Source organism: Rhodococcus sp. T7 (assembly GCF_009872365.1).
Lineage (GTDB): Bacteria > Actinomycetota > Actinomycetes > Mycobacteriales > Mycobacteriaceae > Rhodococcus_F.
In genome coordinates this window covers 1-26815 of record NZ_WXYH01000350.1, presented here as the reverse complement: position 1 = coordinate 26815, position 26815 = coordinate 1, and the positions used below count along the sequence as shown (strand labels likewise).

Genomic DNA, 26815 nt, shown 5'->3' with positions numbered 1-26815 from the left:
CCGCTGGGACACCAACCCCTCCGCGATCCATCCTCAGAAGGTTCAGATGACCATGGATAAACATCGGCTGAACACCGCCGTGCAGACACCCGGCTCGCCCACCGAGAATCTGGAATCCGCAGTTTCCCGAAAGATCGCGCTCCGGATCGTTCCCATGTTGTTCCTCGGAGCACTCCTCAGCTACGTGGACCGCACGAACATCGGCGTTGCCAAACTCGAGATGCAGGCGGACCTCGGCCTCACCGAAGCCGCATTCGGTCTCGGCGCCGGCATCTTCTTCATCGCGTACGTGCTTTTCGAGGTCCCGAGCAACATCGCACTCCACCGAGTCGGCGCCCGGATCTGGATTGCCCGGATCATGGTGACCTGGGGACTGATCACCGCACTGATGTCCTTGGTCGACAACCTCTGGATGTTCTATGGGATGCGGTTCCTCCTCGGCGCCGCCGAAGCAGGCCTACTCCCCGGCGTGGTCTACTACCTGACCCGGTGGGTACCGTCGGCGAACCGGGGACGAATCCTCGGACTGTTCTTCCTTGCCATCCCGGTCGCCTCGGCCATCGGCTCCCCCCTCACAAGCACTCTCATGTCGTTCCACCCCTGGGGCTTCACGGGATGGCAGTTCATGTTCATCGCCGAAGGACTGCCCTGCCTGGTGCTCGCCGCCGTCATCCTCAAATTCCTTCCGAACGAGCCCAGCGACGCACGATGGCTCGACACCTCTGAGGCGCAGTGGATTACCGACACGATTCGCCGCGAGAGCCCCGATACCACAGGGGACGGAGCCCGACATTCCTCGTGGACGGACGGACTGAAGAACTACCGGGTGCTCATGCTCTCGGTCGTGTACTTCTCGATGGTCGTACCCATCTATCTCATGGGCTTCTTCCTTCCGTCGATCATCAAGGAGATGACCGGCGGTACCATCGGCACGATCGGCATCGGCTACATCGCGGCAGTACCGTACATCTTTACCGGAATCGCCATGGTCCTGATCTCCCGGAGCTCGGACCGAACCCAGGAACGCATGTGGCACTTCTCCGTTCCCACTCTTATCGGCGCGAGCGGATGGGTGGTCGCCGCCGCCACCGTATCGTCGAATCCGGTCGTCGCCGCCATCGCGATCTGCGTCGGCACCGTCGGCGCGATGGCCACCATTCCAACGTTCTGGACCACCGCACCGAAGGTCGTCTCCGGCGCGGCCGCCGCCTCCGGAATCGCATTGATCAGCAGCATCGGCAACATCGGAGGATTCGTCTCGCCGTACATGTTCGGCATCATCCGCGATGCGTTCCCCGGCGATGCCGGCAATCGGCTGTCCTTCCTCGTCGGCGCGATCGTGCTGGGCATCGGGGGCATCCTCATGATCGCTATCTCGAAGACTCTTCCCACGACGACACCAACGAGCACGAAAACCGCACAACTACAACACGACTGAATTCACTGACCACATCAGACCCAACTGACTCCACACACGAGGAACCACTGTGATCAACTACACCGACACCGAATTCCACCCCCGCGACCTCACCGATCGGACCTGGACCGAAACCACGGTCCTGATCATCTCCGTACCCGAAGCAGCAATCTTCGGAAACGCCTACGTGCTGGCCCGTCCGAACCTCGGCGTCACCCTGTCCTCGGTGATCCTGGGCCAGGGCTTCTGCCGCCAACCCTACGAAGTCGACTTCACCGACCCCCAGATGCACCTCCCCTGCCCCGAGTCGTTCAGCAACTACTCCCTGGACAACGGATTGACCGTCTCCTCGGACGGTCCGCGCAACTACCGCATGCAATACAAGAACGCACTCGGCGCAGCGAGTTTCGATCTCACCTTCGAAGGATTGCATGACCCGTTCGACCCACACGACCCCGATCAGAACCCACTCCTCGAGCATGACCTCGCCTCTTCGGACGACGCCCGCAAGGGTGACGAGTGGGAAAACGGCCATTTCGAGGTCAAAGGCCGGATCCGCGGCGAGCTGGAACTACGGGGAAAGACCTACCAGGTCGAGTCCTACGAGGGGATGGACCACAGCTGGGGCCCCCGCACCGAAATCGGCACCCGCTCAGTCTCCTGGGTCTCGATCAACTTCGGTGAGGACTTCGCCATGCACATGGCGGTGCCGATGCGGATCGAACGAGGCCAGGTGTTCTACGACAAGATCCGCTTCGGGTACGTCGTAGACCAGGGTGAGGTCCACGGCCTGGTCGACGGAACAATCCAGGCCGAGCGCGTCGACATGCTCGCGTTCAGCAACCACGTCACAGCCACCGACGTCCGCGGCAAGAAGTACGAGTTCTTCGGCAGCGCGATCGCCGGCCACCCGTGGTACACGTTCAACCCGTCCCACGTCTGCTACCAGTCGTTGTTCCGCTACGAGCGCGGCTCCGCCGTCGGTTACGGCGAGATGGGCGACATCTTCGGCCTGGACTACATGGCCGAGCGGATGTCCCGCCACGGCCGGTTGAAGTAGGAGCGAACCTCATGACCACAGCAACTCTTCCCCTGCCCGACCGGGACTGGGCCGACGACCCCACCGATACACAGATCGAACATCTGCGAAGGCTCTACCCGACCGAACCCGAAGTGGATCGGACACTGACACGCAAGATGAAGCGGCGCGCACTCGGCCCCTACCGGCGGATGGACCTCGACGAGTTCGTTCGGTGCGTCGAGTCGTTCCTCTCCACTCGCGTCGATGGACCCTTCCGAGTGTCGGACGCTCGATGGTTCACCGGTGGTGTGTCCAAGATCCAGATGGGCTTCACCCTGCACCGCAAGAAGTCCGATACGTGGACGAGTGAGCGGATGGTGGTCCGGATGGACCCTGCCGAAGGGTCGAATGCCACCAGCCGGCTACGCGAGTTCGAACTCGTCGACGCCGTGCGGGACACAATTCCCGTCCCACGGCCGTACTTCATCGACGTCGACGGAGAGTTCTTTCCCGAACCCGCACTGATCTACTCGTACGTCTCCGGGATCACCAAACCGTCGGCGACCATCACCGGGAAGATCAGCGGACTGGGCACAAATTTCGGAGTCGATGCCCGCGAACCACTCGCCGAGCAGTTTCTGTCCTACCTGGCTGCCCTTCACACCTTCGATCTGTCCGCAGCGACGTTCACCAGCCTTGCGCAACCCCGGGTCGGGACCGACGACGCGGCACGATGGCTGCTCAACCAAGCCCGGCGCACGTGGGAAGAAGACCGGGCGACCGACCTGCCGCTGATGGACGTGGCCGAACAATGGATGCGCCACCACTTGCCCGTCCTCGATCATGTCGGCATCGTTCACGGCGATTACCGCAGCGGAAACTTCCTCTACGACGAATCCACCCTCGAGATCACCGCCTGGCTCGACTGGGAACGCGGTCATCTCGGTGACCGGCACCGAGACCTTGCCTGGACCACGCAGTCCACGTTCGGTCACTTCGACGAACTCGACCACTACCTTGTGTGCGGACTCATCCCTGAAGGTGACTTCTACCGACGGTACGAACAGGCCACCGGGCTACCGGTGGATCCGGACAAGATCACCTTCTACAAGATTCTCAACGCCTACCAAATCGTCGTATCCACCCTGGCCTCGGCGCACCGTGTCGCCAAGCTCGGCAAATCCCATCAAGATGTCGTCCTGTGCCGGGTCAAGGGCATGGCCGCGGTCGCTGCAGACGAACTGAACACCCTACTGAGCGAGGTGCTCTGATGGACCACTCGCGCAATACTCTCGGTGCCCTGCGCAAGTCACTCCTCGACTCGGTCGCACCGGCCGTGGACCCGAATGACCCGCTCGCCTCCGAGCAACTGCCCCTCGTCGCCGACTACCTGGAGTTCCTGCGTACGCGGATCTACCGGATCCACGAACGGTCCCGCTTCGAACTGGGCGAATATCTCCAGATGGCCGAGGGTGTGCTGACGCGCCTCTCCGCAACAGTCGGTGCTGCGGTCGGCGACCTGCCCAAGCAGGTCGATGCTGCACGGGTTGCACGCGACGCCGCGTCCACGGGCACCACCGAACTCCTCGAGCAGGGCGCCACACTCGCCGCGGCCGTAAGCGCCGTTGTACGGGACGAAACGCTTCCGGACGAGGTTCGCCAAGAGCTGGGCCGGTGGGTTGTCGAATCCTCGCGCGAGCTCCTCGCGTTCCAGCGATCGTGGTACGCACCGTTCGGGTTCGAGTCCAGCCGGGATCGTGTCCGGAGCGTCGATGATTTCCTGGCAGGGAGATCCTGCGCAGCCGCGCAATAGGGCGGTCCTGGGCTCTTCATCCTCCGAATGCGGAGCCCAGGTTCGCCGTCCGCGTCGTGTCGGCTCACCGAGAGGGCGCCTCTTGCCACAGGGTTAATATGGATTTAACATTAGACCAAACGGAGGCGGTGATACCCCGCCACTACTCATCCGCGTCGGCAACGGTCCGTCCGGGCCGAAGTGGGTGGTAGGGAGTACTCCTTCTGGGTGATCTTTGCCCGGAACCAACGAAAATTGTTGATCCAAATGTCGCCGTCCAGCAAGGTTGCCCTGTCCCTCATCGTGAGGGTTTCTCCGCCGGTTCCGGCGGCTTCGCCCGAGGAGGACCATGAGCACAATTGACTACTCCGAGCTGTACATCGGTGGGGAGTGGGCAACCCCACGGTCCGCTGCGACGATCACCGTGCACTCCCCAGCCGACGGCAGCACAGTCGGGTCCGTCCCACGGGCCGTGGAGACCGACATCGATGCCGCGGTCGCGGCCGCTCGCGCAGCCTTCGATGATCCGACCGGCTGGGCCGCTTGGGATCCCGCGGATCGCAGCAAGGTCCTCGAACGGTTTGCCGAGGAACTCGAGTCCCGTAGCCCGGAGACAGCACGGCGCGTATCTCTGCAGAACGGCATGCCGATCTGGCTCGCCGACCAGTTCGAGGGCGGGTTCCCGCCCATACTTGTGCGTTACTACGCCGGCCTGACCACCGCCGAACCCGCCGAAGAGGTCCGCCCCGGGATGCTGGGTGGGTCCGCGATCGTGACCCGCGAAGCGGTCGGTGTCGTCGCAGCGATCGTGCCGTGGAACGTTCCCCAGGCCATCTCCTTCCTCAAGATCGCCCCCGCGCTGGCCGCCGGATGCACCGTCGTGCTCAAGCCGGCCGAGGAGACAGTGCTTGACGCCTTCCTCGTCGCGGAGGCGGCGCACGCTGCCGGGCTACCTGCCGGGGTGCTCAACATCGTCCCGGGCGGCCGGGATCTCGGCGCCTACCTTGTCTCGCATCCAGGCGTCGACAAGGTTTCGTTCACCGGTTCCACCGGCGCCGGCCGTGCCATTGCCGAAACGTGCGGACGTCTGTTGCGCCCGGTCACGCTCGAACTCGGCGGCAAGTCCGCGGCGGTTGTCCTCGACGACGCCGACCTGGCCTCGTCGATCGAGGACTTCTTCGGCGTCACGTTCCTCAACAACGGCCAGATCTGCTGGCTCAACACTCGTGTTCTCGCGCCGCGCTCCCGGTACGGCGAGATTGTCGACACCATCACCGACCTCGCACGATCTCTGTCGATCGGAGATCCGCTCGACCCGAGCACCAAGATCGGCCCGCTGGTATCCGAAAGGCAGCGTGACCGCGTAGAGGGTTACATTGCGAAGGGGATCGCAGAAGGGGCCCGTCTGACGACCGGCGGCGGGCGGATCGCAGGCCTCGATCAGGGATGGTTCGTCGAGCCCACGGTCTTCGCCGACGTCACCAACTCGGCGACGATTGCCCGCGAGGAAATCTTCGGCCCAGTGCTGACGGTTATTCCCTACGAGGACGAGGCCGAAGCGATCGCCATCGCGAACGACAGTGACTACGGGCTCGGCGGCACGGTGTGGTCCGCGGACGTCGAACGAGCTACCGCCGTCGCCCGTCGAATCCGCTCGGGCACGATCGGCGTCAACCACTACTCGAACGACCCGCACGCCCCATTCGGTGGTGTCAAAGCCAGCGGGCTGGGCCGTGAACTCGGCCCCGAGGGCCTGGACGCGTTCCGCACACTCAAGACCGTCTACCTTCCCGCGGCAAGCGCCTGATCGCACCGCCGCCCGGTGAACGTGCGGACCACGCGGTCGCGCGTGGCACAGGACCTGAGGAAATTCGATGACACACTCACACGATCACCGGCTCACCTTCTTGTTCGACCTTGCGGTCCGGAGCGGCGACAGCCGAGCCGCAGCACGGCTGACGGAGCAGGCCGCCGAGGATTCGCTCACCCTCGAATGGACCCGTCAGGCCCTTCTCTCACTTCTGCGTTCCGGAGGTGACGGTCACGAACTTCGCAGTGCTGCTGAGCTTCTCACCGAACTCGAGGAAATCCGGCGACGACACCAAGCACGAAGAATCGCGGACCACAGTTCCCGGTTCACCGGGCTCCGGTCGTTGCTCGCGCAACTGCGCGGGGCGTCGTGGGTCGAGCGCCCCTACATTGTGACCGATCGACTGTGCCAGGACTTGGGCTTCAGGAAATCTGTGTACTCACCAGCCTCGAGTTCCGGGTGGTCGCCGACCACAATCGCGATTCACCCCGAACTGGGAGACTCGTTCACCCCCTTGCGTCGGGCGATAGAAACCTTATCCCTTCCGCCCGGGGCGGCGCCACGTGAGGAGGAGGTAATGCGAAGCGGACGCGCGATCGCTGTCGATTCGATCGACGTTTATCGGAACACCTACCGTCCGCTCGTCGAATTATCCCGTCCGCGAGGCTATCTCGCAGTGCCGGTTGTTTCGGCTGGCCGTGTGACTGCACTGCTCCACGCGGATCACCACGACGTTGACGTCGACGAAACCGACATGATGACGTTGCGGGCCGCAGCCACGGTGTGCGCGCTGACCGAGGAGCACGAGACACTCAGATCAGCGATCGTGACCCGTAACCATCGGGTCGCCGAGGAGATCACGGCGATGCGGACCGCCCTCGATGAGCTCGAGCAGACCCAGCTCAGCCTCGCTGAAGCACTCGGCACCGAATCCGAACGACCCGATTGCTCGGACGGCCCCGTCCGAGCCCTGCACTGCACCTCACTGACTGCCCGGGAACATGAGATCTTCGAGTTCGTCGCCCACGGCGCCCCCTCCGCCGACATCGCGCGGGCACTGTTCGTCTCCGAAGGAACCGTGAAGTCTCATATTCAACGGATCTATCGCAAACTAGCTGTGTCCACTCGCGCCGAAGCGGCTGCCCTGTACAGGAAATCGCACCGCCAAGGGCGGGGCCGGTGCTGAGGAGAATCGAATGGCACCCCATGAAGCTATGACTGTCGAGATCGACCGCATCCTGGCCGAGCTCACCTCAGGTTCTACGGCCGATCCCCGTGAGGCTGGGATCCGGCTTGCCGACCTGATCGAGCGCCGCGACCGGACCCAGTCCGCGGAGCTCGACCGTATGGAGGCCGTAGCGAAGGCGTTCCATTCGGCCGCGACCACCCTGCAGCGAGCCACTACCGTCGAGGATGTTGTCTGCGCGATCTGCCCTGGTGCCGCCGGTATCGCCGAGTGCGACAACGTAGTGTTCTCCGAACTCGACGGACTACACGCGACCCCTCTGCGCGCCGCGCCGGGTCTCCCGCTTCCCGCACCCTTCCGACTCCCCTCCGCGTTTGCCGGCCCGGGGTCTGCCGGTATCCCTACGGTATTTCCTCGAGCGGAGTTCATGGTGTTTCGCGTTGACATCGACGGCAGACCCGCGGCCGTAATCCGCGTCGGGGCAACGCCCGCTGTCCCGGTCGTCGATGCCCTGATCTCCTACGCGGGACTGGTCGGCACTGCCTTCGAGTGCGCTGCCCTGGATCGGCGGCGCCACCGTCAGCGCGATCTCCTACACATGCTTTGGGGCCGTGACTATTCAGCACCCGAGATGCCCTCTCCTCCCCTCGCGTCAACCCAGGTCCCGCCCTCGTCCGGGGTCGTCCAGGCCCTGACCATCCGAGAGCGCGAGATCCTCGAGTTGATGCTGACCGGTTCCTCGAACGCTGCGATTGCGACCGATCTGGTCGTCTCCGTGGAGACGGTGCGCTCCCATGTGAAAAAGGTTCTGCGTAAGTGCGGCGTCGCCAACCGGGCCGAACTCATCGCTCGCTTTGATACCGACCCGCCGATCCAAGAACAGTAATTGCGGCGGATCCGACTGGTTAGGCCGGATCCGCCTCCTCTCCACCATCGTTGACTCCCGTCAAGTGGACGGTCCTATCGAATCTGCCGCCGGCGACGTGCTCAGGTCGCGACTACCTCGGAAATATTCGGCACCTCACCGCGGGGGAAGCCCGTCATCCGGCACCACGCAAGCTCCCGCGCCACCTGTCGCGCGGCAGCGTCAGCCAGTGTGCGGCGGGCCGCGGCCGTGAGGGGCGATCCGGCGGCAGCGAGTACCTGATAGCTCCGCGCGACTGCCTCTTTCAGTCGGCGCACCTGCTCCCGCATATGAACCAGATCAGACGGAGAGGAAGCTGTCTCGATGAGCAATTCCTGTACCTGATCGGCAATCTGCGGATCCATATCGGCCAAGGCACTGAGTGTGTTCCGATTTTCTGTATGCTCTGCCCGCTCGTACGGGTACTCGAACTGATGCACATCCAGCACCCAGTCCAGGCAAGCAAGCACAAGTCCCGCCTGCTCCGCGGCGAACGAGTCGTTCGGATCGAGCGCCGGTAGGACCGTCTTTGCGATCGTGGTTCTGACAGCGCCGATCTGCTGTGCCACAGTAGGAATCATGGGGGCTCCTAGTCCTTGCCGACGATGGTCAGCAACTGATCGAGATAGAACGCGCCGAGCCCGCCGAGGAACGTTTGCATCGCATCCAGGTGGGTCAGGCGCTCGGCCGCGTTTCTCGGCCCGGTGCCGATCAAAGCAACCGCGGCCCAGTACATGTTGACGACCGTGTAGTACTCCAGTCGTTCGGAATCCACCGACAGACCGGAAATCTGCTCGTACTCCGCGATCATCTCGTCCGGGGTCACCAACGCCGAACAGTAGAACTGTCCCGTCGCCGGATCGTGCTCACCCCACCCCTCCATCATCGCGTAGGCCAAATCATGATGGCGGTCACCGAGATAGGTGAGTTCCCAGTCCAACAGCGCGGTGATCTCGCCGGAGTCCTCGTCGAAGAGGAAGTTGCCATTTCGGTAGTCACCATGCACCACCGAGACGTGGTCGACGGCCGGTCGTCGGTCCCACAGCCACTGCTGGGTCAGAGCGATCACCGGATGCGCCTCGAAAGCGTCTTCTCGCCACGCACGATCGGTCGCTGCCAATCGCCAATCGATTGCGTCGGTCGACCCGACTCGTGGACGCTCGAAGGACGGAAGATCGTGGTCGCTCCAGTCGAACCGATGCAGTTGGGCCAGATGCCGAACGAACTGAGGTCCCAGGACCGGGCGCAATCGCGCCCCGTAGACCGTCCCGAGCCCGGAGGCCGTCTTCAACGCACCGGCCGCACTAGCGGATCCCGGAACATAGCCGCAGATCATCGATGGGGCGCCGAGCTCGGTCGCATCGTCAGTAGCCCAGTACGCCCGGGGCACGGGGATGACACCGTCGAGCATGTGCAGAACCTCGAACTCCCGAAGCCGCGGTGTCTCCACCATCGACCCCGGGGGATCCATGCGCAGCACCATCCGGTCCTGCAACCGCCGCCCGTTCTGTTCCCAGTCCAGGCCGAAGACGAACTGTTCCTTCGATGCACCCCCGGCGAGTCGGGCGATGCCGTCGATCCGGAAGTCGCCATCGATCCGGCGGGAGAGAAATTCGTGCAACCGAGCCGACACTGCGTCAATGACGGGCTGCTCGTGAGTTACCGTCCCCCGCCGTTCCATCTTTCGGCGCAGCACGGTGTCGATCGTGGGCTCCACCCGTCCGGTGGAACGGGCAGAATCTGTTGTTGCCACCATGGTCATGCTCCTGTCTCGTAGGTCGACGGCGTGGCCGCCGATCCGTTGTGCAGCAGGACCACCTTCGCCACGTCACCACGCTGTTGTGCCTGGACAGCGGACTCGATGTCGGCGAACGGAAACGTCGCGATGAGTCGGTCGAATGGGAATTGGCCTGCTCGGTAGAGGTCGATCAGATAAGGGATAAAGGTGCGGGGATCGCTGTCACCCTCGGTGATGCCCCGCACGGTCAAACCGGCCACCATGGCCGGGACGATGGGCAGCGGCAGGGTGGCCGCCATGTCGTGCGGCACCCCTACCAAGCCGAGGGTCCCGAGCGGCGCGAGAGCCCCGAGGGCCTCCTCCACCACTTCGGGGACGCCGGTCGTGTCGAACGCGTAGTCCACTCCGGCACCTTCGACGGCACGGACCTGCTCCGCGAGTGGTCCGTCCGTGGGATCCAGCGTCGCGGTCGCGCCGAGGTCGGAGGCGAGTGAACGGCGCCGCGAATCGGGGTCCGAGACGATGATCGTTGCGCAACCGCGTACGGCGGCCGCCATCACTGCCGCCAGACCGACGGGACCGGCACCGAGAACCAGCAGGGACTCGCCCTCTCTGCAGTCCAGGCTGTTGAACACCGCGCCGGCTCCGGTCTGGATGCCGCAACCGAGCGGACCGACGAGCTCAACGGGCACATCCGCGGTCACCTTGACGACATTGTGTTCGGACGTCAGCGCATGCGTTGCGAACGACGACTGCCCGAAGAACGCTGCGGTGAGTTGAGCACCGTCTCGGTTGATCGAGCTGGTGCCGTCCTCGCGCAGTCCGGCGCCGTAGTTGCGCGCGCCGAACTCGACACAGTAGGCGGGTTGACCGTCGCCGCACGTACTGCAACTTCCGCACGATGCGAACGAGAGGGCCACGTGGTCACCAGGCTCCACCGCGGTCACCTGCGCGCCGACCTCCACGACGACGCCGCTGCCCTCGTGCCCGAGGACCATCGGGTATTTCAGCCCGAAAATGCCGTCACGCGCCGCGAGATCGGTATGGCACAAACCGATTCCACGAATTTCGACCACGACTTCCCGAGGCCCGGGATCGGCGAGTTCTACTTCTTGAAGTGTGAATGGACCGCCGGGTTCGGTGACCACCGCGGCAGTGATGGAACGAGACATGGAGACAGGGGCCTTTCGTGACCGCCCGCAGCACAGCGTGCCGCAACGGATCGAGTCGGATAGATTGCCGGGACGATCCGGTTTCAGGGACGAGTTCCGACGCGCAACCGGCCGTGACGAGACATACGCTCTCCCAGAAATTCGAGGCCGAGGACATCCGTCGCCTCTGCGTAGCCAACCCGATTACCGTCCTGGTAGCGAAACAAGCTCTGGCAGCTGACGTATGCCGGGCTGAAGCTGTACCACGGTGCGCCACCGACGGCAGTGCCGAAGAACTCGTGCTTCTTGCCCCGGACGTCTACCGCCGTGATGTGGTTGGTCACCGCGACCAGGTCGACGCGGGCGGCCTCGACGGTCGCCTCGGTGATCCCGTAAAGCTCGCCGTCCTCGACCACGTAGCCGAACCGCAGACCCTCGTAGACCACTTCACCATCGCGGATGTCCAAGGCCATCCCCAGGTGGAGACCGAAGTCGGGGCCGAACGTCACATGAATCCAGGCAGCACCGCTGTGGCCGAGTTCGGCGCGCGGGCCCCAACTGCGATCCATGCCGTCGTAGCAATCGACCTGATACTCCTTGCCACGGAGTTCCAGTGATCCGGTGACATGCCCGATCATGTCGTAGTGCCCGTTCGCCCACACATCGCCGAGTCCCGTGTCGATGGGACCTTTCGAACCGGCTACTAGTGGATTCTGCGCGGCATCGTGAACATCGAATGGTTCGTGTAGCCCTCTGAACTCGAGATCGAAACGGCAAGCACCGAGTGCGTGCTCATACGACACGCGGAAGTCACGGGGAGCGTTGGTCGCCTCGAGACTCAAGCCGCTCTCCAGCGTGAATTTGGAGAACGTCTTCGGAGCCGGAACATGCATCTGAGGGTCGGTGAAGTCGATCTGATGCGGGTGGGTGCAGAACCCGGAGTGCACAACCACCGAGGAAATGGTGGCGCCGACATTCGGCCGGGACAGCACGTAGGCATTGCCCAGAATTCCGGCTTCTGGAACTGAAAAGACCAGGACTTGCGTTTCAGCCCACGTGTGGGCCGTCGGCTCACTTGGGTGGTAATCCACATCGGCAGCGGTAATCACAGCAGCTCCTCCGGCATCGGGTTCGAGTCGAGTAAGGACGACCGTAGGCAGCGCAATGTGATCTACGCTACGAACTCGGGGCGAAATACCCCAGAAGGTTCCGTGATACATCCGTGAGGGTGAGGCGGAGCGGAATCTCCGACGGTCGTCGGTAATTACCGAGGGTGCGAATGAAAGTCGGTCAGTCCCGTCAAACTCTTCCCAGAGCTGCCGAGCACACCACTCGCATGAGCATGGTCTCACTTGGTCGTGAGCCTGTATGTGATGCGCGATCTCAGGAATTGCGCCTGCGGGTTTCGATTACCCACGCTGCGATCTGTGCGCCGTCAGGATGTGTTCAACGTGCCCCTGGGCTGTGCGGGGTGAGAGCACCAGGCGGTTGGCGATCTCCTTGTTCGTCAGTCCTGCGGCTATTAGCTCGGCGACCCCGACGGTGACATCTCCGGTGGAGACCACCGCCGCAGCCGGGTTCTGCCTCCAAATGCGGTATCCGACAAGTTGAATCAGAAATGGGTATCCGTTGGTGGCCTCCGCCGCCGTGCGGCAGTCGTCGTCGCCGATCGAGCGTCCGGTTTCCTCGAGCGGCTCACGGATGGCCTGTGCCACCTCGTCGAGGGGCACCGCGCCCAAGGAATGACGGTCAGCTCGCCGCAGGAAGGTCAGGACGTCATCGCCCAGGAGATCGCTGATCGATGCAGGCAGGCCGGCAGCGACGAAGGCCAACTCCCGCTCCCTCCCGGAAGGCGTGTTGCACGATCGCACCGAGGGCACGCAGATCATCGGGAGTGGTCAAAGGGAAGGGAAGCCGCGACCCCTTCCCCGGCGTCGCGGCTTCGCATCCTTCCCGAGGCACGCTTCGCAGTGAAGGTCTGACCCGGTCAGGGTGACGGTGACGCCGTATCGACTCTCGGCAAGTGGTCGCTCGCAGCGACTGTTCTGGTGTGGTACCCGGGGTATGCCCGCCACCGTCGGCCTGTTCAACACCCGCGCCGCCCGGTGGTATTCCAGCCGGGTGCTCAGGCAGGGCCTTAACGCTCCCGGCCGCTTCGGTCGCCCGCCCCGTCGATGACGCCATGAGCGAGCGGGCTCGGTGTGTGGAGCGGGTCCGGTGTGCCGATCAGCGGGTGATCGGGAAGCGGGTCGCCGAGGATGGCCAGGCCGCCGCGGTGCAGGGTGCGGTAGCCCGCCCCGGTGCCGGCGACGTCGCGGAAGTTGTCGACCGACGCCAGTCGCGGTGTCGGGGCAACCACCATGCCCACACTGCCGGGGTCTGCGGAACCGAGTCCCGGAAAGGTGGCCCCTGGCAGCGTCAGCGGGTCGGCCGAGGCCGGCGGTTGAGCGACGAGCCCGGCGAACAAGATGCCGCCCGCGATCATCAGCGCGGCGGACTTGGGGGTGCGAGCATCGTGGGGGGCATGCGGAACCGTTCGGGTCGGGATCGGTGAGAGCCCGTCACCGGAGGAGCCGTCACCGGAGGAGGGTGCCGAGCGCATGTGAAAAACGAGAATCGGGCCGCTACTGGCGAGTGCACGTGAGAAGCCGAGGAATCCTGCCTTGCCCGCACAGTAGCTCCCGATGAAGGCGTTGCCGAAAGATTCCGGCGGAGATCGTGTTGACGATCCGACCGGTTCCCGACTGCTTCAGGTGCGGCCACGCCGCACGGCAGACCTCGACACCGCCGAACAGGTGCGGTTCCACGTCGGCGCGAAATGAGTCGGGGGTGTGGTCCTCGAACGCGCGATGATCGGTGCCACCGGCATTGTTGATCAGGATGTCGAGTTGGCCGAACTGTTCGATCGCATCCGCGATGATGTTGCGCGCACTCCCCCCGGTCACGCTGTGTTCGCTCGCAACGGCCGTGCCGCCCGCCGCGACGATCTCGTTCACGACGTCGTGGGCAGGTCCGGATGCGGCGCCGGACGCCCCCGTGCCGGGAAGGTCGTTGACGACGACGCGGCAACCGCGCGCGGCCAACGTCTTGGCGTGGGCGCGGCCGACGCCTCGGCCCGCGCCGGTGACCACGGCGACGCGGCCGTCGAAGTCCAACATGTGCATCTCCTTTGGCTGAATGGTTCTGTCGCTCAGTGATGTGACCGGCGGAAATGCACCCGGGGGGTACGCGCCCACCGCGGTGCGCTCCACGCGGGGACGGCCGTGGTGGTGCATGTTACGAGGCATGTGCTCGTCGGTGCCGTCGCCGCCGAGCATTCCCCTCAGACAGAAGGAGGACGCTCGGCCGGTGCGCGCATCTGTCTCGGTCAGGCATTCGCAGCGCGGCGGTGATCAGGCAATCTGCGTGTCACACGGTGACGCTGACGGGGGCATCGTCGTCATCGAATTCGGTTTCGAAGAACTCCTCGTCGAAGAAGTCCTTGAGTGCGGTGAGCGCGACGTGGATGGGGCCGGCACCGGTGTACCAGACACACTGGAGCAGCGCCTCGTAAATTTCCCGCTTCGTGGCTCCGACCCGCAGCGCGGCGTTCGCGTGGGCGATGACGGGGTCGTTGACCGACCCCATACCGATTCCGGCCACCGCACAGAGCGTCACACAGATCAGCTCACGCGTCTTGAGGTCGAGTCCGGGACGAGCGAGAAGGCCGCCGACGCACCATTCGGTGCTCATGTCGGCGATGTCGGGAGATTTACGCCGGTAGGCCTTGGTCATGTCCTCGCCGAGGTCGCCGCCGTAGAGCTGACGCTCCAACTCCGCGCCGCGCCGGCGCGGGCGAGATCGAGGCCGCCACCCGCGCGTACGAGCGACTACGGCGGAGAGGGGAGGAACAGACGCGACGTCGGAGCGGATCGCAGCAGGGCACCCCGGAGTCCGAATACGTCCTCGAGTTCGCACTGACCTGGATGCCACACGGCGGTGCGCCGGATGACGAACTCTTCATCCAATTCGGGACGACGAGATCCCGTTTCGCCGAGGTGCTTCGAGCGCACCTACCCAACACCACCTGCGATCCGGACACCGCTCGCCACCTCATTCACGCCTACCGCACCTGACCCGCGGCGATGCTCGCACATGCATCCGCCACCTCAGGGTTCCCGGCCCGACACCGGACCCCATGGGTCTGGCCTGGCAACCCTGTCGCGCGGTCCCCGGAGTTTGATACGGCGAAGACGGCACTGCCGCTTTCTCACACTGTGGGAAACGAAGGTCGCGTCCTAATCTCCTGAGACCCCGGTCACGGCCTTTTCGTCATTCCGGCGCATCGGACCAATTGTGCCCCACCGTTTGCCTTGGATTCGGTTTGGTGGGTTCCGGCGGTAAGTCATGCGTGTGGGAAGACGCTCGAGACCGGAGTCCGAGCCGGTGAGCGCTGGTGGGTCCTTGCTTACACCGGGGTCGAGTCGTTGACATCCCGTTTGACGAGGCTGCCAATGTCGTAGCCGGGCTCGTCGGACATGGGCCAGTAGTCGAAGCAAGCCATGCTCTCGTGAGCCATCCCTGCTGAGAGTTCCTTCGTGAAGAGTTCGCGCCACGGTTGGATCAGCAGCGATCGGGTGAGCCGCCGTTGAATGCGGTTCTTGCTCATGAAGACAGTTCGTGCGATTTCCCATGCCCGGTCCAGCAGCTGGTCCCGGGGCAGAACCTCGCCGACCAGCCCGAGGTCGCGCGCCTCGTGTGCGGACAGGCGCTGCCCCATCAGCAGGAAGTACCGTCCTCGGTTGGGCCCAAGGAGTTCCCGGAACAGGGTATGGACTCCGTCGCCGGGGACGATGCCGAGTCCGTCCCAGTGGCCCTCATAGAAGTGCGTGTTCTCCGAGGCGATGACGATGTCGTTGAGTAGGGCTAGTTCCGCGTGCACGATCGAGGGCCCGTTGATGGCAGCGATGACCGGAATCTGCAGGTTGAGGAGTGCGAACGGCTCGCGGGTCTGGTCCTTGTAGAAGATGTCGTAGCCCTGGTACGAGCTGAACGGCTTGTGAAAGCCGTGGTCTCGCCAACTCGGTCCGTCGAACTCGGCCAGGAACGCATCACCGGTACCGGTGAGGATCAGGCATTCGTTCTCGGGATCGTCGTTGATCGCGGCCATCGCCGGGATGAGGCCCCTGTGAACCTCGAGATTCCAGCGCAGCGGCCCGTCGTCGGTGTGCAGCCGCGCTTCGAGGATGCCGTCCTCCCGCCGGAATCGGAGGAACGATTCGAACTGCTTCGAGTACTGCTCGAGGTGGGTTCGATAGATTTCGGCCATTAGAACTCCTTCAGATTGTTTTCGAGAAAGTGGTGCGTCCAATTCTGGTGGCGCGGAATGCATGGGCCCATGGTCGTGCCAGCCAGATCATGGCCGGGAAAGCTAGCTCGATCGGCCAGTTGTCCAAGGGTGTGCGGTCAATGCGGTGGGTTGTGCCCCAGTGCGGGGTCCACCGCTCGCGCTGCGTGGACGGAATCAGTTGGTAGGTGATGCGTCCCGACGCGACGAGCGGATCACGGTCCATGAGTTCCCCGCGACAGTGGCGGTCAGTTACGCGGATTACCAGGAGTCCGCCGGTCCGTGGCTCTTGCGGGGCCCCGACGCCACCAGCAGCTGCTTCCGGTAGCAGTCCTCCACATGGGCGTGGTGTGCGGACACGTTTGGATCGTCCGGTATTAGCGGGGAGGTGTAGGTCATGATGGCGATGAACATGGCGCTCCCCAGGATCAGCGTAGGAAGTGCAAGGTGGTTGCGTGGCCGTTGGATTCGCGGTTGCGGGCGGCCGGGCGCCAGGAACCGGTTCCGGGTCGGCCGAGGGTGTTGCGGAGCACGCCGAGTTTGTCGACCTCGAGTTCGATCTCGTCGCCGGGCGCCAGCCGCCGGTCGATTTCGACGGTGGAGCCTCCGTTGCAGGTCCCCGTCCCGAGCAATGCTCCTGGGCGCAGAATCTCGGCCTGGGAAGCCCAGGCGACGATTTCGGCGACCGACCACACCATCTCCGCGCTGCTGGTGTCACACCACGGTTCGCCATTGACCCGCGCGGTCATACGGAGACCGTCGTCTGGGATCTCGTCGAGAGTGGTGATGTATGGGCCGGCGACGCAGGCGAAGTGCTTGCCTTTCGACGGGCCCAGGCCGCTCGTCATCTCGCGGGCCTGAATGTCGCGGGCGCTGACGTCGTTGAGGATTGTCAGGCCCAGCACGTGGTCGAGGGCGGTGTCGGGGGTCAGTGCGGTACCCGTGCGCCCGATGACAATGCCGATTTCGAGCTCGTAGTCCAGACGTTCGGTGTAGGAGGGCCACGGAATTTCGTCGTGCGGTCCGAGGAAGGTCAGGGGGTCACCGGCGTAGGAGACGGGGAACTCATACATGACATCGGGCACAGGTTTGTTCTGCCAGCGAAACCCGAACGAGAAGTGCTCTTGGAAGACCATGTAGTCCCGGTAGCTGACGGGGTCGAGAGCGTTGGTGAGGACCACGTCGTCCACGCGGGTCTCCTCGGCGGCGTCGTCGGCCGCCTCGCGGGCGGCATCGAGGAACAACTCGCCGTGTGCGAGTGCCGCCGACATGCTCGACGGCACGAGCGCTTCGGCGATCCGCAGCGCTCCCTCCGTCGTGGCCCCACGTGCCCGGGCACGCCTGCGGACGCTGCTGCGCACGTCATGCCATGTGTCCGTGCCGTTGCCCGCGGCGATTACCCGGGCGATAGGACCGTCTGGAGTCTGCACGAGTTGACGTGCGAAACGCATGGAAACCCTCCGTCAAACGCAGTAGGAAGCGGTCGAGTAGTTGCGATGACCGCCAGTACGAAGAGTGCTCTGGTTCGTCCTCGTCAACCATGGTCGATGAGGACGAAGTCTGGCGCAGTTCGCTGGCTCCTCGGACTGAGATCGCTGGCAGCGCTATCCGACCAGCGTTAGGCGGTGCGGGGACACGCTTCCACCCCGCCGACACCCCGACTCGATCTCATGGAGCACGGCCGCGGACCGTGAGCTCTTCAAACGCCGGGAAGGACGGTTGATGTGCGGGATCCTGAGTTTTCGTTTTGAGTAACAGATTTCGATTCCCGCCCATCGGGCAGCGGGTCAATCCTCGGTGGTGGTGAATGGCGTGATTTCGAGTGCGTCGAGCACGTCCCACACGGCATAGGCCAATGACAACTCGAAGCGCGTCGTGTGGTCTCCCAACGGGCGATCGAGGATGTCAGCTGCGCGCGACAGACGGTACTTGACGGTGTTGAGGTGGACCTTGCAGCGTTCAGCTGTCGCTGGATGGTTTCCCCCGACGTCGAGGAAGGTGCGCAGTGTCTCGAGAAGGTCGCCCTGACGGCGGCGGTCGTATTCGGCCAGCGGACCCAGCGTGTTCCGGACGAGTTCGACCATCCGGGTCGTGTCCTGAACGTCCAACATGATGCGTAACGGCCCCAGAACGGACGCGTCGACAACCACCGCCGGCTTGCCGCTGTCTCTGGCCAGCCGCAACGCGGCCTGTGCTTCGTTCAGCCCCCGCGCGAGGTCGGGGTGCGCCTCGCTCAGTCCGGCGATCAGTGGTAGGCCCTTCGCCCGGGCTCGCTCCAGCACCTCTTGGACCCACCGCAGCGGTCGGTGGCAATGGGGAAGCGCCACGACCACACGCTCACCGCGAGTGCCGATCAAGATTCCTTGGGCCGTGCCGGCGGCGCGGAACATCGCGAGCATGGCCCCCTGATCGGCTCGGGGCAACGCTTCGACGACCGCGACCACACATGGCTCGGCGACGTCGATACCGGCGTGGTGCGCGCGCCGGCGGAGGCTGTCCGACCAGTGGGCACCTGCTTGCAGCAGCTCTTCGAGAAGCTCCCCGCGTACGCGCCATTCGGCTTCCAACGCCGCGAACTCCTTGGTCAGCTCGAGAGCGATGGCCGTCGCTCCGAGACTGAGTGCCGCGTGGTGAAAGTCGGTCAGTGGCCCGGACTCGGCCAAACGCACCCACCCGAGCCTCTCCCACCCGCACGGATCGCCGCCGCAGAACCGCGGTCCGTCCCTCCGGGCGGATCGGCCTCGATCTCGCTGGGCGCTCCGCTTCCAGCCGGGTATCTCCAGGCCCTCGTATGGTCGTCCTCCCGTTCGACGACGATGTCGCTCCCGATCGCCCGGGCGAGTTCCGCGGCGACCGCGTGTTGGCCTCCGCCTGCGAGTGAGGCCTCGGTGAGGACGCTGCTGAGCACGGAGTGCCGCTTGAGTAGATCGTTCTGTTCGCGTAGCGATGCGTAGAGCCGGGCATTGGCAATCGTGATCGCGGCCTGACTGCTCAGCGCACTGAGCAGGTATTGTGCGTCGCGTGGCACCGCCGCACGCCTGCGGAACCCGACGAGCAGATTGCCGATCAGGTCTCCGTTGTGGAACAGCGGTGCACACACCAGTGAGACGAGGCCCTCCCCGCGCATGCTGTCCTGGATGTGGGGCGGGAGTCTGTCGTCGGTGTGGGCTTCATCGTCGAGGGTGACCACGTCCCCAGCGGACAGCGCGAGTCCGGTGATCCCCTGTCCCAGCTGCACCCGCATCGCAGCGAACTCCGGAGTCCGCGCACCACGCATCGCGGTGACACGCGATTCGTTGTGTTCGTAGTCGGCGAGGGCCAACCAGGTGACATCGGCTCCGATCAACTCGTGAGCCCGTTCCACGATGAACTCGAGGACTGCGTCCGCGTCGGCCTCGGATGCGTGTAGCTGTTTGGCGACCTCGACAAGGGTGCGGAGTGCACCTGCCTTATCGAGTTCGGCGGAGGACGTCTCGAGAACGTCGGCCGCTGCCGCGGCCACCGTGACCACGACCTGCCGGGCGGCGCGCGAGTCGGATCCGTCTGCGAGCACCGCGCCCATCCTTTCCCCGTGCACGATGACGGGAGCGATCCAGCCGGAGGATATCCGGTGCGGTCCAGTCCCGGGGGGTAGAGCCGCGAGCACTGAGGCAGCCGAGAGCGGAATTCCCTCGACAGCGCCCAGAAGTTGCGGCCCACCCGGTGTATGAGCATCCAATGCCAGCAGACAATGGCGAACCAGCCCCAGATCGCCGATCATGGACAACAGTCTCCGCAGCTCGTCGCGCTCAGGTGCTCCGACGGTAAGAATGGCCCGCCCCGCGGCGGTGTCCTGGGGCGATCCGGCCTCACCAATGGGCGAAGGTTGCACGAGTTGGAGTATGACTGACCCGGCGGCCCGAGGCGAGACCCGATGATTCGACGCGCTATCGATGATCAGCGATGACAGGGGATGTGGGAATTGAGCTTCCGCCTGGGTGACCGCGGGCGGGTCCGCGGCACCGAAAGTGCTGTTCAGGGCCCGACTTCCTTATGGCAAAGAACCGAATGCGCTGCGGCAAAATGCCAGTCGCTGTGGCACTCTTCGGTCGGCCGCGGGCTATGCTTTTTCCCTGGCGACTTGCCGCACCCGCCGGTAGGCGCTGACGGATTCGAGGCCTCCGTCGACGGGCACGTCGACGCCGGTGACGAACGACGAGTCGTCGCTGGCGAGGAATAGTGCGACCCGTGCGAATTCATCGGCATCAGGTTGTTTGCCTCGTGCGACGGTCCTCGGCTTCGACTGCAACGTGATCGGCCTTGTCCTGTTGTCGGGATTGCCGGTTCCGGCGTGTGGCGGCAGCCCAGGCGATGAGCCCTGCCACGACGAGCGCTGAGGCTTGCGCGGCGACGAGGGCCATGCCTCCGATTTCGAAGGCTGCGGGACCGAGCACGGCACCGACGGCACCGCCGAGGAAGACGAACATCATGTAGACGGTGTTCGCTTGGGCCTGTTTTGTCGGGTTCGTGTTCAGGGCTCGAGTTTGGGTTGCCGCTTGGATGGACTGATTCGCCAGCGTCACTGCGAACATCGACGCGGCGAAGGCCACGATCACTTTCGAGTTCAGGATCGCGGACGATGTGGCGATGAACATGACACACAGTCCGACCCCGGCTACATGTCAGCGGTCATGTAATTCCTCAGGTTGAGAGGTTTGTCCGTCACGTAATTCCCCACCCGGCCGTCACGTAATTCCCCACCCTGGGGCGTGTCGGCCGGGGTTCCGGCGCTGCTGGAGGTTCGCTCCTGACTGGGCCACCGACAACGGGCCCGGGAAGGGGCCCGAGGTGGCAAGGAGAACGTGGACGATGACCGATCTGATGGAGTTGTTTCGGCATTGGCATGCCGGCCGGTCCCAGGTGCAGATCTCGACGGCCCTGGGGATCGATCGTAAGACGATCCGGAAGTACTTGGCTCCCGCGTTGACGGCCGGGTTGGCGCCGGGCGAGGGCGGGAAGTTCGACGAGGCGCTGTGGCGGGAGTTGATCGCCGGGTGGTTCCCGGAGGTCGGCGACCCGGCGGCCCGGGCGGTGACGTGGCCGGCGATTGCCGCGCACCACGACTGGATCGACGCACAGTTGAAGGCGTCGGTCACGGTCGCGACGATCGCACAACGCCTGCGTGACGATCTCGGCGTCAGGGTGTCCGAGTCGACGGTGCGACGTTATGTGGCAGCGCAATTCGCCGATCAGGTCGCGGAGTCGAAGGTGACGGTGCCCCGGGGTGCGGTCCCGCCCGGCGACGAGGCCCAGGTGGACTACGGCAAGCTCGGGATGTGGCGGGACCCGGCCACCGACCGTCGGGTGGCGGTGTGGGCGTTCGCGATCATCCTGAGCTGCTCACGGATGCTGTTCGTCCAGCCGGTGCTGCGGATGGACCAGTCCTCGTGGTGTGCCTCGCACGTGGCGGCGTTCGAGTTCTTCGGCGGCACCCCGGCCCGGATCGTGTGCGACAACCTCAAAACCGGGGTCGAACGGCCGGATTTGTACGACCCGAAGATCAACCGCGCCTACGCCGAACTCGCCGCCTACTACGGGGTCCTGATCGACCCCGCCCGGGCCGGTAAACGCAAGGACAAGCCCCGCATCGAACGCCCGATGCCCTATATCCGCGACTCGTACTTCAAGGGCCGAGAGTTCACCTCCCTGGCACAGATGCAGGACGCCGCCCTGGCCTGGTGCACCGATGTGTACGGCCGACACAACCACCGCGGCCTCGACGGAGCGCAGCCGACTGCAGTCTTCGATGCCATCGAAAAACACAGTCTCACACCACTTCCACCCAGACCTTTCGAACCGGTCCTATACCAGGTCGGCAAGGTTGCCCCGGACTGCCACGTCAAGGCCGGCAAGGCCCTGTATTCGGTGCCCTGGCGGCTGATCGGCCAGCAGGTGCTGGCCCGCACCAGCGACGACATGGTGCAGATCTTTCACTCCGAGCAGGTGGTCGCCACCCATGTGCTGCACCTGTCGGGGCGGTCGACGAACGTCGAGCACTACCCACCGCACAAGATCGCCTACACACTGCAGACGGTGGCCTGGTGCCGGGCGCAGGCCGACCAGGTCGGTCCCGGCGCCGTCGCGGTCGTCGCCGAGTTGTCGCAGGTCAACGCGTTGCACCGGTTGCGAGCAATCCAGGGGATCGTTCGGCTGCGGGACCGTTACGACGATGCCCGCCTGGACGCGGCGTGCGCCCGGGCCCTCGAGGTCGGTGACCCCAGCTACCGCACCGTCAAGGGCATCCTCGCCGCCGGCACCGAACATGACGGAGGGCCCGCCCCGGCCGTCGCGCAGGCGCCGGCGTTCCTGCGCGGACCCGACGCCTTCGGCGCCGAACGCACCGCCTGAGACGTACGCCCGCACATCGATATCTATTGCACTCCAATCACTTCCAGACGCCGTGAGGAATAGGACATGACCATTCACGACCCCAGCCTGCGCGCTGCGCTGAAGACGTTGAAGTTGACCGGGATGCTCGACACCCTCGACGCCCGGCTCGCCCAGACCCGGGACGGGCAGCTCGGACACCTCGAGTTCCTGCAGGTGCTGTGTGAGGACGAGATCGCCCGCCGGGAAACGGCGGCGCTGGCCCGCCGGTTGCGGCGGGCGAAGTTCGAACAGCAGGCCACCTTCGAGGACTTCGACTTCACCGCGAACCCGAAGCTGCCGGCGGCGATGCTGCGGGACCTGGCCGCGCTGCGCTGGCTCGACGCCGGCGAGTCGGTGATCCTCTACGGTCCCGTAGGTGTCGGCAAAACACATGTGGCACAGGCACTTGGGCATCATGTGGCCCGCCGAGGTGGGGACGTGCGGTTCGTCAAGTGCTCCCGAATGCTCGCCGACCTCGCCGGCGGCCACGCCGACCGCACGATCGGTCAGCGGATGCGGGAATACACCCGACCGCTGGTGTTGATCATCGATGATTTCGCGATGCGTGAGCACACCACCACCCAGTCCGATGACCTCTACGACCTGGTTTCCGATCGGGCGATCGCCGGCAAACCTCTGATTCTGACGAGCAACCGCGCCCCGAAGGACTGGTATCCGCTGTTCCCGAACCCGGTCGTTGCGGAATCGCTCCTCGACCGCCTCATCAACACCAGCCATCAAACCCTGATGGACGGACCGTCCTACCGACCCCGCAAACGACCCGGGCACCGCACCGCCAGCGCAACCTGACCCGCGCCCCCACCGCGCGGGTTACCCTCGACTCAGCACGCCCGAGCATGGGGAATTACGTGACGGAAACCCCTGGGGAATTACGTGACGGTCGACAGGGAACCGTCTCACCGATGTGTTCCGGAAGTGGATCCGCCAACGGAACTAGAGCCCGTACCGGGCCGTCTGGAACATTCGCATGCAGGTCGGGGTCGCCTATCAGGTCGAGGATGGGGAGAACCGACAGCAGTGACGGTTGCGGTGCAAACTTGGGTTTATGGATCAGGCAGGTGGCGACGTATCGTCGGCAGTCGGATACGACGACGCCGCATTCGATAGATCGGCGCACCGCTATGGGGACGCGGATCAGAGAGACTGGGAGCTACGTTTCCTGTCATCGCTGGCGCAGAGGCTCACTGCCCGCACTCCAGGTTCGCGGCCTTGGGAGGTTCACACACTCGCGTTGGGCATCGATCAATTGACTGTTGTAGTCCGGGCATGGTCACACGACCCGCCTTACCTTTCACGACTCCTTGGTGTACACGAGCATCTGCCCACTATTCGTCGTGGCTTTGGGGACGTCGACGATCCGGAGATGGCCCGCGGCGCGAACACCAGTCCGCCGGTGCTCCGGACGATATCAGCGGTACGGGATGCCACCTCACCATCGATGCTATCGAGCCAACCGAGCTCCGCGGCCTGCTTGCCACGCTCGATCGGTGTGCCGTCGACCGTCGCTTGGATTTCCGCCAGGATCCGGAGAGCACCAACTGCGCTGGTCGTCGTATATTGCTGCTTCCGTGAAACGAGGTCGACCGAGATTCCCAGCACCGTCGACGCGACTACTGTCCGCTGTACCGACTGCATTGCCAGTATTGCTTCTAACACGTTTGCTCCATATCCGGACGCCGGTGCGTTCTGCCTGTCAGAGAAGATGGGGTGGTCTTGCCGCGAAGCGGGTGCGCCCGGATGGCATAAGCGGTCAAGCGCCCCCTCGCGAGACGCGAGGGGCTCGGCCCCTGATCCCGAATTGCCGGACGTCGACCTCCCGCCCCGTCAAGCGGAGACACTTTCCGCGGGGGGCGGCCATCCCGGTCACCTCACCTTGAGCCATGAGGGATCAGTCGTCGAGAAATTGGCCGATCTCGTCCGTCCAGTCACCGCTGTTCACTGCCTCGACGATCATTCCCATCGTGGTGCCGGTTGTCGCAATGATTGGATGGTCTTCTGACGCTATCTTTCTCACAGGTCGCTTAGCCTTCAAGAACTTCATGCGTTCGCCGACCCGAACTGCAGCGCTGATGGGTTGGCGGGGGAAGTAGTATCCGCCTCTCTCGACGAGCACCTCCTCGGCGGTGTCCGAGTCGTGCGCGATGATGGTGTTCCGTACCCAGGAGTAGATGCCGTTCCGAAACTCCGGATCACGATTGTTTTGCGCGAAAGCGAACGTAGCGACGGTCCGCGGATGCGCTACGCCGGGGCCGAGGACGTTGCATTTGTTTGCCCACTTGTGACTGAGCGCCTTGAGGGTTTCATCGAATTGCGTGTCAACGGTGTGTTCCGAGCCTGCACGGAGCGCCACTAGATTCACAGTAGTGGGGGGCGCGTCGGGGTTGTCGACGTCAAACGTCTGCCTTTGAATCGCTGTGGAGGTGATCGCCACCGACTCGATCTTGCGACGCTCGAGTTGCTTCTGGGTACGCAAGATCTCGTCGAGGTCGCCGCGCCGAGCATAAAGGGTTACTGACCAGTCCAAATACTGGTCGTTTAGCACTCCGTACCTCACGTGCATTTCGGTGTGGATACCGTTGCGCGCCGGACCCAGTTCCCCGACATACTCGTCGTACTCGAGATCACGACTCGGCGGATAGTACTTGCCGACACTGTTACTTCCAGCGGACTTGCGAGCGCGGCGCTCACGCCTATTTTCCATGTCGTAATAGTAGCCGTGACACCCGACAGTCCGGATTACTGACTGTTAGCCTGGTCTCCCCTTCCAGTCTGTTGTCGGGCGATCCACGTGTTGAACTGATAGCCGCGGCCTTGTGCGCATCCCCGGGGTAGCGTCCATCTGCCCCCAACAGGTGGATCTGTGCCAGCCGGTGCTCATACACTCTCCGGCGCTGGCGCTATCCGGTACATCCGCCGCGTCTCATACCTACAGCCCACTCGGACAGATCTGGATGGATCGCGGTGTCAACGACGCACGGCTCTTCGCTGTTTGAGCATCCCAACTCGACATCCTCGACCACCCGGTGCAGCTTCCTCGTCGCGGCGGCATGCTCTTGTGCGCGATCACAGCGGATGGCCACCGGGTGGGTGCTGATGCCGGGTTCAAGCGGCCCGGCCGATGCGCCCGCGCCACAAGGAGCTAAAGAGTGAATCTGCCGGTAGCGTCCTTGAGGGTTTCCCGGACTTCAGCCTTCTGTCGGTCGCCTGATTCGACCGACTTCAGCAAAAGGAAGATGTCTCGGGTGTCGATCACCAAGCCGTCATCTTCAGCGAAGTCTTGAACATGCTCGTCAGCGCCGTCTAGGATCTGCGCCCTGCTGTCAGGGCTATCGAACCGGAACGAGTTCGCGACGTACCACATGCGCTGAACCTCCCCATCCGCCCTCTCATATACGCGTCGGTGTCGACCGACCTTGATCAGATCGTTTGACTTCGCGCCCTTGCCGTAGCCTTTCACCTCGACGACGGCCATCCAGTCACCGTCGGATACTGACAGATCGGCCCCCTTCGCCTGATTCCTGTCGAGTCGAATATCGAGGTCCACAACCGCGAAACCGAGGCCCTCCAGTGCTTCTTTCACTGCGGCTACAAGGGAGTCGTCAGTGCCGGTCAACAGTCGCTGTTGGGAAAGTTGCGCATCGCGGCTCAGTGCGTCGAGCGCATTCTCGGCATCCGCGACTACCCGCTGCAGACGTTCGATCTCTGTCGCCGCTTCGCCGATCTTGTCGCTGATCTCCCGGTACCGCTTCTCTTGGATCGCGCTCATCCAGCGCACATCGGACTGCCATCCAGGCGCGGCTGGAAAGCGTTTCGGATCCTGTTCGTTCCATTCGCGGAAGGCCGCGAACAAGAACGGGTCAAGGTTGCCGGCCGCTTCCTCGGGCAGGTACCAGACCTCGGATGCCCCTCGATGTGGTCGGTAAATCACTGCGATCGCGTCGCCGTCGGCGTTCTCGAGCAACGGTGATGACGCTCGGCGAAAGTGCTCAGACTTGCTCGGTGAAAGTGCCCACCTGTGAGCGGTGATTACTGTAGCGGTTG

Annotated in this window: 26 protein-coding genes; 9 read left to right on the top strand and 17 right to left on the bottom strand. The window is 64.2% G+C overall.

Annotation, left to right across the window (positions count from 1 at the left end; all coding sequences use genetic code 11):
• The first annotated feature begins 46 nt into the window (after nt 1-46).
• The 7 genes from MLGJGCBP_RS34475 (at nt 47) to MLGJGCBP_RS34445 (ending at nt 8112) form a co-directional block, all read left to right on the top strand.
• Nucleotides 47-1438, top strand: a complete 1392-nt coding sequence (locus MLGJGCBP_RS34475) for an MFS transporter (RefSeq protein ID WP_160101416.1) — start codon at nt 47-49, stop codon at nt 1436-1438.
• A 49-nt stretch (nt 1439-1487) separates the two neighbouring features.
• Entirely contained in the window at nt 1488-2477 is a 990-nt protein-coding gene (locus MLGJGCBP_RS34470) for a DUF7064 domain-containing protein (protein WP_160101414.1), read from the top strand.
• A gap of 11 nt (nt 2478-2488) precedes the next feature.
• Nucleotides 2489-3709 carry a phosphotransferase family protein gene (locus MLGJGCBP_RS34465; protein WP_160101412.1) on the top strand — a complete coding sequence of 407 codons (1221 nt, stop codon included), beginning with the start codon at nt 2489-2491 and terminating at the stop codon, nt 3707-3709.
• Nucleotides 3709-4251: a hypothetical protein gene (locus MLGJGCBP_RS34460; RefSeq protein ID WP_160101410.1), complete on the top strand. Its 543-nt coding sequence runs from the start codon at nt 3709-3711 to the stop codon at nt 4249-4251. Before MLGJGCBP_RS34465 ends, MLGJGCBP_RS34460 begins: the two co-directional genes overlap by 1 nt.
• A 328-nt stretch (nt 4252-4579) precedes the next feature.
• On the top strand, nt 4580-6037 hold the full coding sequence (locus MLGJGCBP_RS34455) for an aldehyde dehydrogenase (RefSeq protein WP_160101408.1): 1458 nt from the start codon (nt 4580-4582) through the stop codon (nt 6035-6037).
• 67 nt (nt 6038-6104) lie between these two features.
• A complete protein-coding gene (locus tag MLGJGCBP_RS53855; protein WP_328799659.1) occupies nt 6105-7226 on the top strand; it encodes a helix-turn-helix transcriptional regulator in 1122 nt (373 codons plus the stop codon).
• 10 nt (nt 7227-7236) lie between these two features.
• Nucleotides 7237-8112, top strand: a complete 876-nt coding sequence (locus MLGJGCBP_RS34445) for a helix-turn-helix transcriptional regulator (RefSeq protein WP_160101404.1) — start codon at nt 7237-7239, stop codon at nt 8110-8112.
• A 101-nt stretch (nt 8113-8213) separates the two neighbouring features.
• Here the strand turns inward: MLGJGCBP_RS34445 and MLGJGCBP_RS34440 are convergent, their stop codons facing one another.
• From MLGJGCBP_RS34440 to MLGJGCBP_RS52240, 15 genes are all read right to left on the bottom strand, one after another.
• Complete coding sequence (locus tag MLGJGCBP_RS34440) at nt 8214-8711, bottom strand: hypothetical protein (protein ID WP_160101402.1); 498 nt, start codon at nt 8709-8711, stop codon at nt 8214-8216.
• A gap of 8 nt (nt 8712-8719) precedes the next feature.
• Nucleotides 8720-9886 (bottom strand): phosphotransferase family protein, encoded by a 1167-nt coding sequence (locus MLGJGCBP_RS34435; protein ID WP_160101400.1) that lies wholly within the window; start codon nt 9884-9886, stop codon nt 8720-8722.
• A 2-nt stretch (nt 9887-9888) separates the two neighbouring features.
• Nucleotides 9889-11040, bottom strand: a complete 1152-nt coding sequence (locus MLGJGCBP_RS34430) for an NAD(P)-dependent alcohol dehydrogenase (RefSeq protein WP_160101398.1) — start codon at nt 11038-11040, stop codon at nt 9889-9891.
• 83 nt (nt 11041-11123) lie between these two features.
• Nucleotides 11124-12239, bottom strand: coding sequence for a DUF7064 domain-containing protein (locus MLGJGCBP_RS34425; protein WP_236581536.1), 1116 nt, complete (start codon nt 12237-12239; stop codon nt 11124-11126).
• Between the two features lie 189 nt (nt 12240-12428).
• Complete coding sequence (locus tag MLGJGCBP_RS52255) at nt 12429-12851, bottom strand: LuxR C-terminal-related transcriptional regulator (protein ID WP_236581535.1); 423 nt, start codon at nt 12849-12851, stop codon at nt 12429-12431.
• Nucleotides 12852-13156: 305 nt separating this feature from the next.
• Nucleotides 13157-13621, bottom strand: a complete 465-nt coding sequence (locus MLGJGCBP_RS54430; RefSeq protein WP_160101396.1) for a hypothetical protein — start codon at nt 13619-13621, stop codon at nt 13157-13159.
• A 22-nt stretch (nt 13622-13643) separates the two neighbouring features.
• Complete coding sequence (locus tag MLGJGCBP_RS34410; protein WP_160101394.1) at nt 13644-14177, bottom strand: SDR family NAD(P)-dependent oxidoreductase; 534 nt, start codon at nt 14175-14177, stop codon at nt 13644-13646.
• A gap of 250 nt (nt 14178-14427) precedes the next feature.
• On the bottom strand, nt 14428-14832 hold the full coding sequence (locus tag MLGJGCBP_RS34405) for a carboxymuconolactone decarboxylase family protein (RefSeq protein WP_160101392.1): 405 nt from the start codon (nt 14830-14832) through the stop codon (nt 14428-14430).
• Between the two features lie 634 nt (nt 14833-15466).
• Nucleotides 15467-16327, bottom strand: coding sequence for an enoyl-CoA hydratase/isomerase family protein (locus MLGJGCBP_RS34400; RefSeq protein ID WP_160101390.1), 861 nt, complete (start codon nt 16325-16327; stop codon nt 15467-15469).
• Nucleotides 16328-16606: 279 nt separating this feature from the next.
• A complete protein-coding gene (locus MLGJGCBP_RS34395) occupies nt 16607-16759 on the bottom strand; it encodes a hypothetical protein (protein WP_160101388.1) in 153 nt (50 codons plus the stop codon).
• Nucleotides 16760-16773: 14 nt separating this feature from the next.
• Nucleotides 16774-17796, bottom strand: coding sequence for a fumarylacetoacetate hydrolase family protein (locus MLGJGCBP_RS34390; protein ID WP_160101386.1), 1023 nt, complete (start codon nt 17794-17796; stop codon nt 16774-16776).
• Between the two features lie 336 nt (nt 17797-18132).
• Entirely contained in the window at nt 18133-19014 is an 882-nt protein-coding gene (locus MLGJGCBP_RS34385; protein WP_160101384.1) for a PucR family transcriptional regulator, read from the bottom strand.
• Nucleotides 18987-19898: a GAF domain-containing protein gene (locus MLGJGCBP_RS34380; RefSeq protein WP_160101382.1), complete on the bottom strand. Its 912-nt coding sequence runs from the start codon at nt 19896-19898 to the stop codon at nt 18987-18989. Before MLGJGCBP_RS34380 ends, MLGJGCBP_RS34385 begins: the two co-directional genes overlap by 28 nt.
• A gap of 546 nt (nt 19899-20444) precedes the next feature.
• On the bottom strand, nt 20445-20633 hold the full coding sequence (locus MLGJGCBP_RS52245) for an SDR family oxidoreductase (protein WP_236581533.1): 189 nt from the start codon (nt 20631-20633) through the stop codon (nt 20445-20447).
• On the bottom strand, nt 20590-20934 hold the full coding sequence (locus MLGJGCBP_RS52240; protein ID WP_160101380.1) for a hypothetical protein: 345 nt from the start codon (nt 20932-20934) through the stop codon (nt 20590-20592). Before MLGJGCBP_RS52240 ends, MLGJGCBP_RS52245 begins: the two co-directional genes overlap by 44 nt.
• Before the next feature lie 259 nt (nt 20935-21193).
• Between MLGJGCBP_RS52240 and istA the strand changes: the two genes are divergently transcribed.
• Both istA and istB read left to right on the top strand, forming a co-directional pair.
• Nucleotides 21194-22732 carry an IS21 family transposase gene (gene istA / locus MLGJGCBP_RS50785; RefSeq protein ID WP_201453288.1) on the top strand — a complete coding sequence of 513 codons (1539 nt, stop codon included), beginning with the start codon at nt 21194-21196 and terminating at the stop codon, nt 22730-22732.
• 66 nt (nt 22733-22798) lie between these two features.
• A complete protein-coding gene (istB, locus tag MLGJGCBP_RS50780) occupies nt 22799-23563 on the top strand; it encodes an IS21-like element helper ATPase IstB (protein ID WP_201453287.1) in 765 nt (254 codons plus the stop codon).
• A gap of 1099 nt (nt 23564-24662) precedes the next feature.
• On the opposite strand, the gene MLGJGCBP_RS34360 is transcribed toward istB, so the two are convergent.
• Nucleotides 24663-25475 (bottom strand): hypothetical protein, encoded by an 813-nt coding sequence (locus MLGJGCBP_RS34360; RefSeq protein ID WP_160101378.1) that lies wholly within the window; start codon nt 25473-25475, stop codon nt 24663-24665.
• Between the two features lie 438 nt (nt 25476-25913).
• Nucleotides 25914-26815 (bottom strand): hypothetical protein (locus tag MLGJGCBP_RS34355; protein ID WP_236581532.1); only part of this gene is annotated, 902 nt, incomplete at its 5' end.

Bases quoted from the DNA above. Each gene is read 5' to 3' on its own strand.
- MLGJGCBP_RS34475 (WP_160101416.1), top strand. From the start codon at position 47: ATGACCATGGATAAACATCGGCTGAACACCGCCGTGCAGACACCCGGC.
- MLGJGCBP_RS34465 (WP_160101412.1), top strand. From the start codon at position 2,489: ATGACCACAGCAACTCTTCCCCTGCCCGACCGGGACTGGGCCGACGAC.
- MLGJGCBP_RS34460 (WP_160101410.1), top strand. From the start codon at position 3,709: ATGGACCACTCGCGCAATACTCTCGGTGCCCTGCGCAAGTCACTCCTC.
- MLGJGCBP_RS34455 (WP_160101408.1), top strand. From the start codon at position 4,580: ATGAGCACAATTGACTACTCCGAGCTGTACATCGGTGGGGAGTGGGCA.
- MLGJGCBP_RS53855 (WP_328799659.1), top strand. From the start codon at position 6,105: ATGACACACTCACACGATCACCGGCTCACCTTCTTGTTCGACCTTGCG.
- MLGJGCBP_RS34445 (WP_160101404.1), top strand. From the start codon at position 7,237: ATGGCACCCCATGAAGCTATGACTGTCGAGATCGACCGCATCCTGGCC.
- MLGJGCBP_RS34440 (WP_160101402.1), bottom strand. From the start codon at position 8,711: ATGATTCCTACTGTGGCACAGCAGATCGGCGCTGTCAGAACCACGATC.
- MLGJGCBP_RS34435 (WP_160101400.1), bottom strand. From the start codon at position 9,886: ATGGTGGCAACAACAGATTCTGCCCGTTCCACCGGACGGGTGGAGCCC.
- MLGJGCBP_RS34430 (WP_160101398.1), bottom strand. From the start codon at position 11,040: ATGTCTCGTTCCATCACTGCCGCGGTGGTCACCGAACCCGGCGGTCCA.
- MLGJGCBP_RS34425 (WP_236581536.1), bottom strand. From the start codon at position 12,239: ATGTATCACGGAACCTTCTGGGGTATTTCGCCCCGAGTTCGTAGCGTA.
- MLGJGCBP_RS54430 (WP_160101396.1), bottom strand. From the start codon at position 13,621: ATGCGCTCGGCACCCTCCTCCGGTGACGGCTCCTCCGGTGACGGGCTC.
- MLGJGCBP_RS34410 (WP_160101394.1), bottom strand. From the start codon at position 14,177: ATGTTGGACTTCGACGGCCGCGTCGCCGTGGTCACCGGCGCGGGCCGA.
- MLGJGCBP_RS34400 (WP_160101390.1), bottom strand. From the start codon at position 16,327: ATGGCCGAAATCTATCGAACCCACCTCGAGCAGTACTCGAAGCAGTTC.
- MLGJGCBP_RS34395 (WP_160101388.1), bottom strand. From the start codon at position 16,759: ATGTTCATCGCCATCATGACCTACACCTCCCCGCTAATACCGGACGAT.
- MLGJGCBP_RS34390 (WP_160101386.1), bottom strand. From the start codon at position 17,796: ATGCGTTTCGCACGTCAACTCGTGCAGACTCCAGACGGTCCTATCGCC.
- istA (WP_201453288.1), top strand. From the start codon at position 21,194: ATGACCGATCTGATGGAGTTGTTTCGGCATTGGCATGCCGGCCGGTCC.
- istB (WP_201453287.1), top strand. From the start codon at position 22,799: ATGACCATTCACGACCCCAGCCTGCGCGCTGCGCTGAAGACGTTGAAG.
- MLGJGCBP_RS34360 (WP_160101378.1), bottom strand. From the start codon at position 25,475: ATGGAAAATAGGCGTGAGCGCCGCGCTCGCAAGTCCGCTGGAAGTAAC.